Source organism: Micromonospora jinlongensis (assembly GCF_013410645.1).
In the GTDB taxonomy this organism is placed as follows: domain Bacteria; phylum Actinomycetota; class Actinomycetes; order Mycobacteriales; family Micromonosporaceae; genus Micromonospora; species Micromonospora zamorensis.
In genome coordinates, this window is record NZ_JACCHK010000001.1 from 1088187 (window position 1) to 1101412 (window position 13226).

The 13226-nt window shown below is 72.5% G+C and carries 12 protein-coding genes; 7 read left to right on the forward strand and 5 right to left on the reverse strand.

Going from position 1 to position 13226, the window contains the following annotated elements:
• Positions 1 to 36: 36 nt before the first annotated feature.
• Entirely contained in the window at positions 37 to 915 is an 879-nt protein-coding gene (locus HNR22_RS04540; RefSeq protein ID WP_179779214.1) for a PDDEXK family nuclease, read from the reverse strand.
• Positions 916 to 1019: 104 nt separating this feature from the next.
• Positions 1020 to 1892, reverse strand: a complete 873-nt coding sequence (locus HNR22_RS04545) for a phytanoyl-CoA dioxygenase family protein (RefSeq protein ID WP_179779215.1) — start codon at positions 1890 to 1892, stop codon at positions 1020 to 1022.
• A gap of 539 nt (positions 1893 to 2431) precedes the next feature.
• Here HNR22_RS04545 and HNR22_RS04550 point away from each other — a divergent pair.
• From HNR22_RS04550 to HNR22_RS04560, 3 genes are read left to right on the forward strand one after another with little or no spacing between them, the layout of a single operon-like run.
• Positions 2432 to 3214 carry an Asp23/Gls24 family envelope stress response protein gene (locus HNR22_RS04550; RefSeq protein WP_179779216.1) on the forward strand — a complete coding sequence of 261 codons (783 nt, stop codon included), beginning with the start codon at positions 2432 to 2434 and terminating at the stop codon, positions 3212 to 3214.
• Positions 3211 to 3795: a hypothetical protein gene (locus HNR22_RS04555; protein WP_179779217.1), complete on the forward strand. Its 585-nt coding sequence runs from the start codon at positions 3211 to 3213 to the stop codon at positions 3793 to 3795. The genes HNR22_RS04550 and HNR22_RS04555 overlap by 4 nt, the downstream gene beginning before the upstream one ends.
• Positions 3792 to 4556, forward strand: a complete 765-nt coding sequence (locus HNR22_RS04560; RefSeq protein ID WP_179779218.1) for a helical backbone metal receptor — start codon at positions 3792 to 3794, stop codon at positions 4554 to 4556. Before HNR22_RS04555 ends, HNR22_RS04560 begins: the two co-directional genes overlap by 4 nt.
• 50 nt (positions 4557 to 4606) lie before the next feature.
• Here the strand turns inward: HNR22_RS04560 and HNR22_RS04565 are convergent, their stop codons facing one another.
• On the reverse strand, positions 4607 to 5566 hold the full coding sequence (locus HNR22_RS04565; protein ID WP_088948314.1) for a TerC family protein: 960 nt from the start codon (positions 5564 to 5566) through the stop codon (positions 4607 to 4609).
• 265 nt (positions 5567 to 5831) lie between these two features.
• On the opposite strand from HNR22_RS04565, the gene HNR22_RS04570 reads away from it, so the two are divergent.
• Positions 5832 to 6224, forward strand: a complete 393-nt coding sequence (locus HNR22_RS04570; RefSeq protein ID WP_088948315.1) for an FKBP-type peptidyl-prolyl cis-trans isomerase — start codon at positions 5832 to 5834, stop codon at positions 6222 to 6224.
• A gap of 55 nt (positions 6225 to 6279) precedes the next feature.
• On the opposite strand, the gene HNR22_RS04575 is transcribed toward HNR22_RS04570, so the two are convergent.
• Entirely contained in the window at positions 6280 to 6666 is a 387-nt protein-coding gene (locus tag HNR22_RS04575; RefSeq protein ID WP_179779219.1) for an STAS domain-containing protein, read from the reverse strand.
• A 184-nt stretch (positions 6667 to 6850) separates the two neighbouring features.
• On the opposite strand from HNR22_RS04575, the gene HNR22_RS04580 reads away from it, so the two are divergent.
• Positions 6851 to 7867: an SMP-30/gluconolactonase/LRE family protein gene (locus HNR22_RS04580; RefSeq protein WP_179779220.1), complete on the forward strand. Its 1017-nt coding sequence runs from the start codon at positions 6851 to 6853 to the stop codon at positions 7865 to 7867.
• Positions 7868 to 7999: 132 nt separating this feature from the next.
• Here the strand turns inward: HNR22_RS04580 and HNR22_RS04585 are convergent, their stop codons facing one another.
• On the reverse strand, positions 8000 to 9268 hold the full coding sequence (locus HNR22_RS04585; protein ID WP_179779221.1) for a L,D-transpeptidase: 1269 nt from the start codon (positions 9266 to 9268) through the stop codon (positions 8000 to 8002).
• 819 nt (positions 9269 to 10087) lie between these two features.
• Between HNR22_RS04585 and HNR22_RS04590 the strand changes: the two genes are divergently transcribed.
• Positions 10088 to 11044 (forward strand): sugar phosphate isomerase/epimerase family protein, encoded by a 957-nt coding sequence (locus HNR22_RS04590; RefSeq protein WP_179779222.1) that lies wholly within the window; start codon positions 10088 to 10090, stop codon positions 11042 to 11044.
• Between the two features lie 22 nt (positions 11045 to 11066).
• Positions 11067 to 13166 (forward strand): PQQ-dependent sugar dehydrogenase, encoded by a 2100-nt coding sequence (locus HNR22_RS04595; protein ID WP_179779223.1) that lies wholly within the window; start codon positions 11067 to 11069, stop codon positions 13164 to 13166.
• Positions 13167 to 13226 lie beyond the last annotated feature (60 nt).

The following is a 13226-nucleotide window of genomic DNA, read 5'->3' on the forward strand; positions in this document are numbered from 1 at the left end:
GCGGAGCGGGAAATCAGCAGGTGAAACGGGTGCCGATCAGTCGGCGCAGAGGTGGTCGAAGGCGAACCCACCCACCAGCTCGTGGCGGCGGTCGCTCAGCGCGACGATCTGCGCGATCAACTCGGCGCGCGGCAACAGGTCCGAGGCGACGTTCTCCCGCAGCCGTTCCCCGACGGCGACCGTGGCGAGGTCCTCGGCCAGCCGGGCCGCGTCGATGCCGCAGGAGAAGCGGTGCTCGGTCACCGAGACCCGCTCGACGAGGCACGCGTCCGGGCGGACCTGCACCCAACTCCACCCCTGCGCCGGCCCATCCACCCAGCGCACGTGCAGCCCTCGCACGATCGGGTCGGCCACCCGCCCGGCCACGTACGCCTCGACCGCCGCGGCCCGGGTCAGCGCGCCGAGGTCGTTGACCGGTCCGGTACGGCCGTCGGGCAGCCGACCGAGGATGTCCCGGAAACCCACCGGGGCCGGGTCCCCGGCGGCGGTCACCCCGGTGCCGCCCGCGGCGTAGGCGCGCGCGTCGATCACGTACTCCACCAGGCGGCGGCCATGCTCGGCCGCCCGCAACGTCGGCGACCCGATCCGCAGCACCGGCAGGCCGACGGCAGCGCTCACCGCGTCCTTCAGCCGCTCGAGGCGCTGCTCGGCCGAGCCGGCGGGCGCGACGGGGCCGATCTCCACGGCGACGACGGCCCGGCCGGTGTCGGCCGCGCAGACCACGAAGTCGAAACTGGCGCGGCTGGCCGAACTCCACTGGCTGCCGGTGACACCGGGCGGGCGACCCTGGACCAGGTCACTGAGCCGGCGCGCCGGATAGACCCGGTGGCCGGCGCGGGTGAGCAGCGGGTCGCGCCCATCCTCGGCGGGCACCGCCCGCAGCCAGCCGCGGTCATCGCTGCCGATGCTCGTCATCTGCCTGATCCATCCGCCGGTCGGTCGAGCCGGGCCGAGTCTAGGTGGTAGATCATGACCTGCGCCTCGGCGGTGCGGCCGGTCCGGCGTACCCGGCCGCACCGTTACTCGGCGGCGCCCATCACCAGGCCCTCGATGGTGTGCTTCTGCCGGATCGGCTCAAGCCGGTCCACCACCGGGCAGGGCAGGTGCTCCCGGACCAACGGCGGCAGGCCCTCCCAGTAGCCGCGGGTGACGGCCATGTCGTGGTGGGCGGCGTTTCCCGCTCCCGGGGCGTCGACGCCGAGCACCAGCACGGGGCGGGCCGACCGGGAGACGTTCGGGGTGCCGCGGTGGATGGTCAGCGCCGAGCGGGCTGAGATGTCCCCGCGCTGCGGGTACTTGCGCACCGCCCGCTGCTGGTAGCGCGGGTAGCGCTCCCGTGGCGGGAACATCTCGTGGTCGAAGTCGGCGCCGTGGTCCCACTGGGTGCCCGGGGCGATCTCGAACGGCCCCATCTCCTCCACTGTGTCGACGGTGGTCAGGTTGAACGCCAACGAGGTGAGCCGCCGCTGCCTGCGTGTCTCCTCCGGCATCGGGAAGTCCCGGTGCCACGGTTGCATGGCGGCGCCGGGGAAGGGGATGTCGAAGCCCAGCTCGACGATCTCGTAATCCGGGCCCAGCACCGCCTGGCAGACCGACACCACCCAGGGCTGGGTGACCAGTTCGACGAAACCCCGCAGCTGCTCCGGATGAATCTCCACGTACCAGCGCTGCGGGCCTCGTCCGACGGCACCGTCGGGCCGGGAGCGCGCCTCGTCGAACGCGGCGGCGACATCCTCGCCGACCTGGTCCACCCACGCCACGTCGAAGGCGCCCCGGCAGGCCGTGACGCCGTCGCGGTAGAGGTCGCCGAGCGCCTCGACCGGCACCTCGTCCGGATCGGCGGGCGTGGGGTGGGCGGGCGACGCCTCTGGTCGGGTCGGAGAAACGCGCATCGAGGGCTCCTGGGGGTCGAAGCGTGGATTACAACGTTGTAGAAGCGTGCCAAGAACCACCAAGCGCTGCCAGCACTCGAGGCGAACCTGTGACGCAGGTCACGTCCGAGTCGTGTTCCACGGGTGCACGCCGGTGTATTCAGCCGGGTCGCCGGTAGCAGACCGGCCGGGAGGTCAGCATGTCGCGACAACAGCTCGGCACCCCCGCCGGTAGCGGTCTGGCCGTTGGCCAGCCTCAGGATGACCCGCGTCGCGTCCGCCGGCCCCGACTGGCCGGTGACCCGACCATCCGCCGGCGCCCTCGCGCCGATCGCGCCGGGCGACACCACCGGGTTCCTTCGCGGCCCGTCGCCATCCGCCCGACCGTCGGCACCCCCCGGACCACGCGCGCCATCCGGACCAGCAGCCCCACCACGCCTGCCGACGCGGGCCGGCATCCGACCAGTCGACGTCGCGCCGGCACCGGGCCGGGCCGCCGTGCACCGAGCACCGTCACGGCGGCGGACGTCGCGCGGATCGCGGTTGAAGCGGCCTGCCGGGTGTCCGGCGTAACCCGCGCCCACCCGGCCGCCGTGCGTCTGGGCGGCGGGTCCGTGGGACTCGACCTGCACCTGGCCACCTCGTACGGCCACAGCGTGCCCGCCCTCGCCGAGGCAGTCCGGGTGGCGGTCTCCGAGCGGGTGGCCGCCGAAACCGGCGTCGGCGTGGCCGCGGTGACCATCACGGTCGACGACCTGCTCGTCCCCGGTGTGGACAGCGCTGGGGCGAGACGACCCGTCCGGCGGCCGGAGGCCGACATGCCGACGATCAACCGGGCCGCCACGGTGCTGCTGGCCGTCGCCCTCCTCGCCGGTGGCGTGCTGCTGGCCGTACAGGCGCTGCTGGTCGCGCTGGGTCGCCCGGCGTCGCTGCTCGCGCGCACCGGCTGGTACGACGCACTGACCAGCACCCGGTGGCACGACCCGGAGGTTCGCGCCGTGGCCGGCGGAGCCGTACTGCTGGGCCTGGTGATCCTGACGGCCCAGCTGCGCCGCTGGACACCGGTCCGGCTGCGGATCGACGAGCGGAACGGCTGGCACCTACGGCGGCGATGCCTGGAACGCCGGTTGACCGAGGCCGCCGCGACGGTGCCGGGTGTACGCCAGGCGCGGGTACGCGTCCGGCGGCACGGCGACCAGTGGCGCCCCCGGGTGCGAGCCACCGGCGACCCGGCGGCCCGTGCGGAGGTCGAGTTCGCGGTACGCCAGGAGTTGCGGCAGCTCGCCTCGCCCCGTGCCGGCCGGATCGAGATCCGGCTGCTGCCCCGCCGGCGGCCGGCATGACGGACGCCGCGCACCGGCTGCTGTGGACCGTTCTCGCGCTGCTGCTGGTGGTGCTCGGAGCGACAGCGCTGGGGGCCAGCCTCGGCTCGCTGCCCGGCAGCGAACCGGGTGCGGCACTGCTCGGCGCCGGGTTGCTGGACGCGTGGCGAGTGGCCGCGCCGTGGAGCACCCTGGCCGCGGCGGTCGCCGGAGTGCTGACCGCCCTCACCGGGCAGCGTCTGTTGGGCCGTGAGCTGCGCCGGCCCCGCCAAGCGCTGCACGGCATGCTGAGCCACCGCGGACGCCACCCGGGACGCACCCGCCTGGCTACCGACGTGCTCGTCGACGCACTGGAGCGCGACCTGACCGGCGACCCCGGGGTGCGCCACGCCCGGGTGGTGCTCACCGGCACACCGGGACGTCCCGACGTGTGGATCCGGGTGGATCTGGCGGCCGATGCCCGGGCCGACGCGGTACGCGAGCACGTCGACGCCGCGGTCCGCCGGTTCGCGACGACCGCCGGCTGCACACCCGCGCACCTCGACGTGACCGCCCGCGTCGAGCCCGGCCGGCCCGGACCGGGGTTGCCACGACGGGCATGATCGGTGCCGGGACCGGTGACGGACGGAGGTACGCGGGTGCGGTGGTGTCGTTGGTGCCGTCACTGACCGAGGCGGTGGCGGTGACCCTGCCGGGAGTTCTGGTCGGGGCAACGGACTGGTGCAGCCACCCGGCGGGGCTCGACGTCGCCCGGGTCGGCGGCAGCAAGTACCCGGACCTGGACCGGGTACGCGCCCTGCGGCCGGATCTGGTGCTGCTGAACGTGGAGGAGAACCGCCGCGAGGATGCGGAAGCGCTGCGGGTGGCCGGCGTGCCGGTGCGGGTCACCTATCCGCGTACCGTCGCGGGCGCGCTGACCGAGCTGAACGAGCTGCTCGCCGAGCTGGGGGCGCCGACGGAGCCGGCCTGGCTGCGCGACGCCCGGCGGGCGTGGGCCGAACCGCCCCGGCTGGCCCCGCCCCGCCGGGCGGTGGTGCCGGTGTGGCGCCGGCCGTGGGTGGTGCTCGGCGGCGACACGTTCGCCGGTGACGTGCTGCGTCGGCTCGGTGTGGTCAACGCCTACGACGAGCATCCCGAGCGCTATCCCCGTCCCACCCTCGCCGAGCTGCGAGAGCGGGAGCCCGAGCTGGTGGTGCTGCCCGACGAGCCGTACCGGTTCACGGCCGACGACGGGCCCGAGGCGTTCCCCGGCGTACCGTGCGCCCTGCTCTCCGGTCGGCACCTCACCTGGTACGGCCCCTCGCTGGCCGAGGCGCCCGCCCTGCTGGCCGAGCAGCTGACCCGCCCGGTCGTGGTCGGCTGACCCGACCGCCGCCTGGCGGCTCCCCCGCCGGCTCCGGGCGGCCTGGCGCCTCAGCGGCCGTTTCCGGGACGCCGCGCGGCCGGGATGCTGGCGCCGATGGAGACCGCCAGGGTCAGCACCACCACCGCGAGGGTCAACCAGACCGGCAGTTTGCCCACCGGCGTCTCGGCGAGGATGAGCTTCAGCCCCGCGAAGGCCAGCAGCAGCGCGAGCCCGTACCGCAGGTAGCCGAAGTGTCGCAGCAGACCGGCGAGGCAGAAGTAGAGGCTGCGCAGACCCAGGACGGCGAACGCGGTGGCCGTCCAGACCAGGAACGTGTTGGTGGTGATGGCGAGGATCGCCGCCACCGAGTCGATGGCGAAGACCACGTCGGTGGCCTCGATCGCGACGAGGGCCACCAGCAGCAGCGTCGCCACCCGCCGGCCGGCTACCCGGGCCGTGAACCGGTCGCCGTGGTAGCGGGCGTCGGTGGGCACCAACCGACGGAACAACCGGACCACGACGTTGCGGTCCGGGTCGACGTCCGGCTTTCCGCGTACGGCCAGCCGCCAGCCGGTCCAGATCAGGAAGGCGCCCAGCACGAACCCGGCCCAGGCGAGCCGGTCCAGCAGCTCGGCACCGGCGAAGATGAACAGCAGGCGGAAGAGGAGCGCCCCCACGACGCCCCAGAACAGCACCTTGTGCTGGTAGCCGGGTGGCACCTGGAAGTAGCCGAAGAGCAGGGCGAAGACGAAGACGTTGTCCACCGAGAGCGCCTTCTCCAACAGGTAACCGGAGAAGTAGGCGATGGCCGGGTCGCCGCCGAGGCCCCACCACACGACCAACCCGAACAGCAGGCCCGCGCCAATCCAGACGGCGCTCCACAGGATCGCCTCGCGCAGCTCGATGACGTGGTTGTCCCGGTGCAGGAGCACGTCCACGGCGAGCATCACGGCGATCACCGCGCTGACCGCCGCCCAGGCCCACAGCGGGACCGTGACCGTCGCCTCAGCCACCGACGCCCTCCGCATCGACCACGGTGCACCGCCCGCACCCCGCCGGCCGGCTGCTCCCGAGCCTAGGCGAACGGCCGGCCCGACATCGGCGGTCGGGCGAAGTCCGCGGGGCCTCGGGTCGTACCGGCGAGGGGGTCGTCGTGGCCGTCGGCCCTGCCGCCGGCGGCGCGGTGCGGCGGGCGATCGAGCAGGTGGCGGGTCCGCCGCACATCGGTGGGGGGCGATCCGGCAGGATCGACGGTGACCGGGCACATCACCCAACACGGCAGGAGATCCCCGCATGAACCAGGCAGCAGGCGCCCGATCGGGCAAGCCCGAGGTGGGTCCGATCGAGGGAGCACCGCCGGCCGACCTCGTGATCGAGGACATCACCGTGGGCGACGGCCCGCAAGCCGAGGCTGGCCAGCTGGTCAGCGTGCACTACGTCGGGGTGTCGCACTCCACCGGCGGCGAGTTCGACTCGTCCTGGAACCGGGGTGAGGCGTTCGAGTTTCCGCTCGGCGGCGGTCAGGTCATCGCCGGTTGGGACCGGGGCGTCGTGGGCATGCGTGTCGGCGGCCGCCGCCGCCTGACCATCCCGCCGCACCTCGGGTACGGCGACCGGGGCGCGGCCGGCGTCATCGCGCCGGGCGAGACGCTGATCTTCATCGTCGACCTGCTCGGCGTGCGCTGACCGATTGTCCGGGGGTCGCCGGCTCACGCCGGCGGCCCTCGCGCCGCGCCTCGGGTCAGGCGACCAGCTGCAGGTGCGCGGTCGCGGGAAGCGGGCGGCGCGCCGCCTCGACCACCCGGGCCGGCTCCAGGATCGGCATCACGCGGTGCAGACCGGTTGCGCGCAGCACCCGCGCCACCACCGGGCTCGGGTCGACCAGGACCAGCTCGCCGCCGCGGGCCCGCACGCGCAGATGCGCGGCGAGCAGGGTGCGGATGCCGGCGGCGGAGAGCAGCCGCAGCTCGGACAGGTCAAGCTGGAGCACCGGACGAGGCGGCGCGGACCACAGCGCGGAACGGAACGCGGCGACCGTGGCGATGTCGACCTCGCCGGCCACCCGCACGAGGACCATCTGGTCACCCACGCTGACCTGCACGTCGAGCCGGTCGCTGTGCTCTTCCATGCCCTGAAATCTAGCCGCCACCCCCGACAGTTTCGCCCCTCCGCGGAGTGATTCCGGGTACGCCCAGGGTCATACCCCGAGGTGCTGCCCATCACCCTCAGGGTGGAGCCCCGGGCCGGACCGTCGGCACGCCGCGCGAGCGGTGATCCGGGGACGGCCGACAGCGGCGGTGGAGAATAGGCGAATGCTGATCCCCCGGCCCCGGCCGCCCCGGCTGATCCGTCCCGTCCGCGAGCCGGCGACCGTGCCTCCGGCGCTGACCGGGGCGTGGGCACCCACCGACCGCCGGCTCGACCAGGCCGAGGTGCTGCCCCTCCCCGAGGGCGCCGTCGGGCCGGAGGACGTGCTCATCGACCGCACCGGGCGGGTCATCAGCGGCGACGAGGAGGGTCGACTCTGGTGGTGGCCGGTCGACGCGCCGGCCGGCACCCGACCCCGGCTGCTGGCCGAGACCGGTGGCCGGCCGCTCGGCATCGAGCTGGACCCGTCCGGCGAGGCCCTGGTGGTCTGCGACGCGTACCGGGGGTTGCTGCGGGTCACGCCCGACGGCACGGTGCGCGAACTGACCGGGACCACATCGCCGGTGCACCTGGCCAACAACGCGACGGTGGGCCGCGACGGCACCATCTACTTCACCGACAGCTCCAACCGGTTTCCGGTGTCGCACTGGAAACGGGACCTGCTGGAGCACCGCCCCAACGGCCGGGTGCTGGCCTACCACCCGGGCAGCCGTCGCACCGAGGTGGTAGCCGACGGGTTGTACTTCCCCAACGGGGTCGCGCTGACCCCGGACGAGTCGGCCCTGATGCTGGTCGAGACCAGCACCCACCGTCTGCTCCGCGTGGAGTTGGGCGGCGGTGTGCGGGTCCTGGCGGACCTGCCCGCGTACCCGGACAATCTCGCCGCCGTGGGCGACGGGACGTACTGGATCGCGCTGCCCAGCCCACGGGTGCCGATCGCCGAACGGTTGCTGCCGCATCCGCGACTGCGCCAGATCGCCGCACTGCTGCCGGACGCGATGCAGCCGCAGCCACGCCGCTACGGGCTGGTCGCGCTGGTCGACGGCGACGGCGGGGTCCGCCGGACGCTGCACGGCCCGAACGGGCACTACCGAATGATCACCGGGGTACGCCAGCACGACGACCACCTCTGGCTGGGCAGCCTGATCGGGACCGGGGTGGCCCGCGTACCCCTGGGGTGACCGCTCCTGCGCCCCTCGTCGGCGCGCGACCCTTGCCTCGACAACGTCAAGGCGACGACGGGGGCCGGCCCGCCGCGGTGGCGGGCCGGCCCCGAAGGCTGGCGGGGCGGTGACGCCCCGACGGCTGGCGACTCAGCGACCGCTGACCGAGGGCGCCGGGGCGGGCGACCCGCCGGCCACCGCTCCCGGGTGTGCCGGGGCGACCGGCGCGGGCTTGAGCCCGGGCGGCACCGGCAGGGCGCTGCCCCGGACGAACTCGTCCCAGCTCACGTTCCACGCGGTCCAGCCGTTGCCCGGCTGCAACTCCACCTCGGTGCCCTTGACGGTGACCAGGTCACCGACCTGGGTCACCCCCATCAACCAGTCGGCCGCGGTGGCGGACACGTTGGCGCAGCCGTGCGAGACGTTGGTGTTGCCCTGGTCCCCCTCCGACCACGGCGCGGAGTGGATGAACTCGCCACCCCAGGTGTAGCGCTGGGCGTCGTCGACGTCCACCACGTACCCGCCGTTGGGCTCACCCCGGGTGTCGAAGGTGGTGCGTTCGTGCTTCTCCATGATCACCATCTTGCCGCTGGAGCTCGGGGTGCTCGGCTTACCCAGGCTGACCGGGATCCGGCGGACCTGCTTGCCGTCGCGCATCACCGTCATCTGCTTGGTGGCGTTGTCGATCTCCAGCGAGACCTGGCGTCCGATCTTGGAGGTCGCGGTCCGTTCGGAGTCGCCGACCCGGTCCTTCCCGATCGGCAGACCCTCCAGGCCGGCCCGGACGCTGATCGTGGTCCCCGGCTTCCAGAAATCGGGTGCCCGGTAATAGACCTGGCTTCCGTCCTCGAGCCACGACCAGGTGCCCGGCTGCGGAGGATTGGTCTTCACGAACAACCGCCGCTGGACATCCGCTCTGGCCTCTTTCGGAATTCCCGGGTCGAACGCGACGGTTACCGGCATCGCCGTGCCGTACGTCCGATTGCCGACGAAATAGAGGGTGCTGGTGATCTGCGGTTTGGTGGATTTCGCCATCGTGGTGAACGTGGTGCTGCGAGTGGTGGTGGCACCGGAGTCGCCGGTGGCGGTCACCTCGGCGGTGTAGGTCCGTCGCGGTTGCAGCGGCGCGCTCGGCACCCAGCCGGAGCCATCCTCGCGCGGCTCGGCGTTGACCTGCTTGCCCTTGTCGTCGGTGAGGCGTACGCCAGTGACCCGGCCGCCCTTGACCACGGTGCCCACCTCGGCGCTGACCGGCACGTCGCGGGCCTTGTCCCCCGGTGTCACGGCGAGCTCCGGCGGGGCGGCGTGCCCCTTGGCCGAACCGGTCGCCGACTCCCGGTTGGCGGTGCACCCACCCAGGACGAGTGGTGCGGCTGCGATGGTTACCGCCAACATCGTCAATCGCCGCCTAGACGTCATGTTCAGTCCCCCCGTTTTTGACTTCCCTCTGTCACATTCTCGCTTCTTCGACAGGGGCGTCCACGGCATTCGCAAATAATCGGAGGTGCATTTATCGGCGCATTTTCCGCCAATGTTCCGCTTGGCGGATGCGGCGTTCAAGCGACCCGTGTCACGCCCTTTGCTCTGCTTGAGCGACCGCCACACCGGCTGTCCGGAAGAGGGCCTCTGTCTCCGCCTGGCCCCGCGTGGCCCCGCCTGGGCGGAAGCGGCCCTGGCGGAAGCGGCGCGAACGAGGCGTGCGATGGTCGCGCCCGTTCATGATCGACTCGCCTTTCATGAATATCGGGGTATCGGGACGTCCCGGATACCGCGACTTCCATGAGCGCGAGTGGATCACGCCCCCGGCGCCGCCCGGCGCGGCACGGCACGGCGCGGCACGGCACGGCACGGCGCGCCCCGGCGCGGCACGGCGCCGCCCCCGCGGCCCGGCACCGCCCGGCGGGGCGTGGAAGTAGAAGGTCACACCAGGCGCCGCACCTCGGGAGCGGACTTTTGTCAGTTGGAGCGAAACTTCTGCCGATCACGACGAAGCTTTGCCTTCGTCCGGAGGCAAGGGTAGGGTCACGATCCAGATAGAGGGTTGCCCATTCGTCGATCAGCTCGCCGCCACCCTGCCGGGTCGCCGCGTTCCGCCCCCGAGGGGTCCGGGCCGCGCCCGAGCACCGTCCCTCACCGTCCAGCCGGAGCCAGCCTCCGGCCGGTTCGGCGCGTCCGGGCGACGGCAGCCAGGTCGACTGCCGTAGACGGCATGCCAGCCGTCAGGAAGGGACCACCACCATGGATCAACAGATCAACCAACCGGAGCCGACAGCGGTGTCCGAGCCGGTCAGCCGGCGTGCAGTTCTGCGCGCCGCGACCGTTTCCGCCGCTGCCGTCGGCGCTGCCGGTATGTTCGCCGGTCCGGCCGCGGCGGCGCCCGCCGCACAGTCCCACGGCCGGCGTCGGGTGCCGGTGGACCGGATCAGCATCCAGCTCTACACGCTGCGCGATCAACTCGCCGCCGACCTGCCCGGCACCCTGGACGCGCTGCGCCGGATCGGCTACCGCCGAGTGGAGCACGCCGGTTTCGTCGGACGCACCGCCGCGCAGTTCCGGGCGGCGCTCGACGAGGCCGGGCTGCGCGCCACCTCCGGGCACACCGGCATCCCGCAGCCGTTCGACGCCGCCACCTGGGAACAAGCCCTCGCCGACGCGAACGTCGTGGGGTGCAAGAAGATCGTCCACCCGTACTTCGGTCGGGACGCGAGCGGCCAGGCGATCCGGGACCCCAACGTCTACCGGGCCCTGGCGCGCGACCTGAACAAGGCCGGCCGGATGGCCGAACGGGCCGGGCTCGACTTCGGCTATCACAACCACCAACTGGAGTTCGTGCCGTTGACCGACGGCTCGACCGGGTTCGACATCCTCACCGGGCAGACCGATCCCCGCCTGGTCCACTTCGAGCTCGACCTCTACTGGACCTGGCGGGGCGCGCACGACCCGGTCGACGTGATCCGGGCCAACCGCGGCCGGATCCGTCAGGTCCACGTCAAGGACCTCGACGTCGAGGGCGGTTTCGCCGACCTCGGCGACGGCCTCATCGACTTCGGTCGGATCTTCGCCCACGAGCGCGAGGCCGGCATCGAGGAGTACATCGTGGAACGCGACGACGCAGGCACGCCGCCACGCTCCCCCGCCGACGCCCTGGACACCGCCCGGGTCGGCTTCGACTATCTCGCTTCACTCCGGTACTGAAAGCACCTCGGGGGACCATTTGATGAACAGGACCGCATTCGTGTCCGCCCTGCTGCTGGTGACGACCGGCCTGGTCGTACCACCGTCAGCCGCGGCCGCCGCACCGGCCGCGCCGCCGGACAGCAGCTTCCAGAAAGTGACACTGAACGACTTCCCGGGCGAGCCGATGAGCCTCGCCGTCCTGCCCGACCTGCGGGTGCTGCACACCTCCCGCACCGGCGAGGTCCGCATCCACGACCCGCGCACCGGGCTGAACACCCTCGCCGCCGACATCCCCGTGTACGAGCACGACGAGGAGGGGCTGCAGGGGGTCGCCATCGACCCGAACTTCGCCCAGAACAAGTGGGTCTACCTCTACTACTCGCCGCCGATGAACACGCCGGTGGACGACCCGGCGACCCCCGGCGTCAACGAGGGGGACGCGCCGGAGGTCGGCACGGAGGCGGACTGGCAGCGGTTCAAGGGCGCGCTGCGGCTGTCCCGGTTCAAGCTGGACGGGATGAAGCTCAACCTCGCCAGCGAGCAGCAGATCATCGACGTGCCCACCGACCGGGGCATCTGCTGCCACGTCGGCGGCCAGATCGACTTCGACAGCTTGGGCAACCTGTACCTGTCGACCGGTGACGACACCAACCCGTTCGCCTCCGACGGCTACATCCCGATCGACGAGCGGGCCGACCGCAACCCGGCGTACGACGCCCAGCGCACCTCGGCCAACACCAACGACCTTCGTGGCAAGCTGCTGCGCATCAAGGTGAAGGCCGGTGGTGGTTACACGGTGCCGGCCGGCAACCTGTTCAAGCCGGGCACGGCGAAGACCCGCCCGGAGATCTACGCGATGGGGCTTCGCAACGCGTTCCGGTTCGCCGTCGACCGGCGTACCGACGACGTGTACCTGGGCGACTACTCGCCCGACGCCTCCAACCCGAACCCGGAGCGCGGGCCGGCCGGGCACGGCCGCTGGATGCGGATCGACAAGCCGGCGAACTACGGCTGGCCGTACTGCGTCACGCCGACGATCGCCTACCGCGACTACGACTTCGCCACCGGTCAGTCCGGTGCCAAGTTCAACTGCAAGCGCCCGGTCAACGACTCACCCCACAACACCGGCAAGCGGATCCTGCCGCCGGTGGAGCAGCCGGAGGTCTGGTACCCCTCCGCCGCCTCCGGGGAGTTCCCGCAGCTGGGTTCCGGCGGCATCGGCCCGATGGGTGGCCCGGCGTACGACTACGACGGGACCAGCACGTCGCGTACCCGCTGGCCGGCCTACTACGACGGGGTGCCGCTGTTCTACGAGTGGACCCGCGACTACATCAAGGAGTTCCGCCTCGACGAGGACGGGGACGTCAAGGACATCCGGCCGGTGGTGCCATCGCTGGTCGTGGACAACCCGATGGACATGGAGTTCGGCCCGGACGGCGCGCTCTACGTGCTGGAGTACGGCGACGGCTACTTCGCGGAGAACCCGGACGCCCAGCTGTCCCGGATCGACTTCGTCCGGGGCAACCGGACGCCGATCCCGAAGATCAGTGGCACCCCGACGGTCGGGCAGGCCCCGCTGACCGTCGCGTTCTCCAGCGCCGGCACCACCGACCCGGACGGTGACAAGCTGAGCTACGCGTGGGACTTCAACGCGGACGGTTCGGTGGACAGCACCGACGCCAACCCGACGTGGACGTTCCAGGAGAACGGCTCGTACACCCCGACGTTGAAGGTGACCGACCGCACCGGGCGCTCCGCCTCGGCGACCCTGCCGCTGGTGGTCGGGCCGACCGCGCCGATCATCGAGTTCGTCGCCCCGGTGGCCGGGCAGCCCTTCCAGTTCGGGCAGACCGTCGCGTACGAGGTGAAGGTCACCGACGACCTGCCGGTGGACTGCTCACGGGTGAAGGTCACCTACGTGCTCGGGCACGACGAGCACGGGCACCCGCTCTCCACGGCGACCGGGTGCTCCGGGACGATCCCCACCTTCGTGGACGGTGGGCACAGCGGCGCGGACAACCTGACCGCGGTGTTCGTCGCCGAGTACACCGACGCGCCGACCGAGCCGGGTGTGCCGCCGCAGTCGGCCTCGGCCACTGTCGTGCTGGACCCGGACCCGGTGGCGGGTCTGGCCGGCTGATCAGCTCACGATGACGCGGCGGCGACCGGAGTGATCCGGTCGCCGCCGCGCCTCGTTCCA

What these genes read in the sequence shown, in the direction of transcription:
- HNR22_RS04555 (WP_179779217.1), top strand. Translation starts at nt 3,211, where the DNA reads ATGACGGACGCCGCGCACCGGCTGCTGTGGACCGTTCTCGCGCTGCTG.
- HNR22_RS04570 (WP_088948315.1), top strand. Translation starts at nt 5,832, where the DNA reads ATGAACCAGGCAGCAGGCGCCCGATCGGGCAAGCCCGAGGTGGGTCCG.
- HNR22_RS04545 (WP_179779215.1), bottom strand. Translation starts at nt 1,892, where the DNA reads ATGCGCGTTTCTCCGACCCGACCAGAGGCGTCGCCCGCCCACCCCACG.
- HNR22_RS04560 (WP_179779218.1), top strand. Translation starts at nt 3,792, where the DNA reads ATGATCGGTGCCGGGACCGGTGACGGACGGAGGTACGCGGGTGCGGTG.
- HNR22_RS04575 (WP_179779219.1), bottom strand. Translation starts at nt 6,666, where the DNA reads ATGGAAGAGCACAGCGACCGGCTCGACGTGCAGGTCAGCGTGGGTGAC.
- HNR22_RS04580 (WP_179779220.1), top strand. Translation starts at nt 6,851, where the DNA reads ATGCTGATCCCCCGGCCCCGGCCGCCCCGGCTGATCCGTCCCGTCCGC.
- HNR22_RS04590 (WP_179779222.1), top strand. Translation starts at nt 10,088, where the DNA reads ATGGATCAACAGATCAACCAACCGGAGCCGACAGCGGTGTCCGAGCCG.
- HNR22_RS04595 (WP_179779223.1), top strand. Translation starts at nt 11,067, where the DNA reads ATGAACAGGACCGCATTCGTGTCCGCCCTGCTGCTGGTGACGACCGGC.
- HNR22_RS04585 (WP_179779221.1), bottom strand. Translation starts at nt 9,268, where the DNA reads ATGACGTCTAGGCGGCGATTGACGATGTTGGCGGTAACCATCGCAGCC.
- HNR22_RS04565 (WP_088948314.1), bottom strand. Translation starts at nt 5,566, where the DNA reads ATGCGGAGGGCGTCGGTGGCTGAGGCGACGGTCACGGTCCCGCTGTGG.
- HNR22_RS04540 (WP_179779214.1), bottom strand. Translation starts at nt 915, where the DNA reads ATGACGAGCATCGGCAGCGATGACCGCGGCTGGCTGCGGGCGGTGCCC.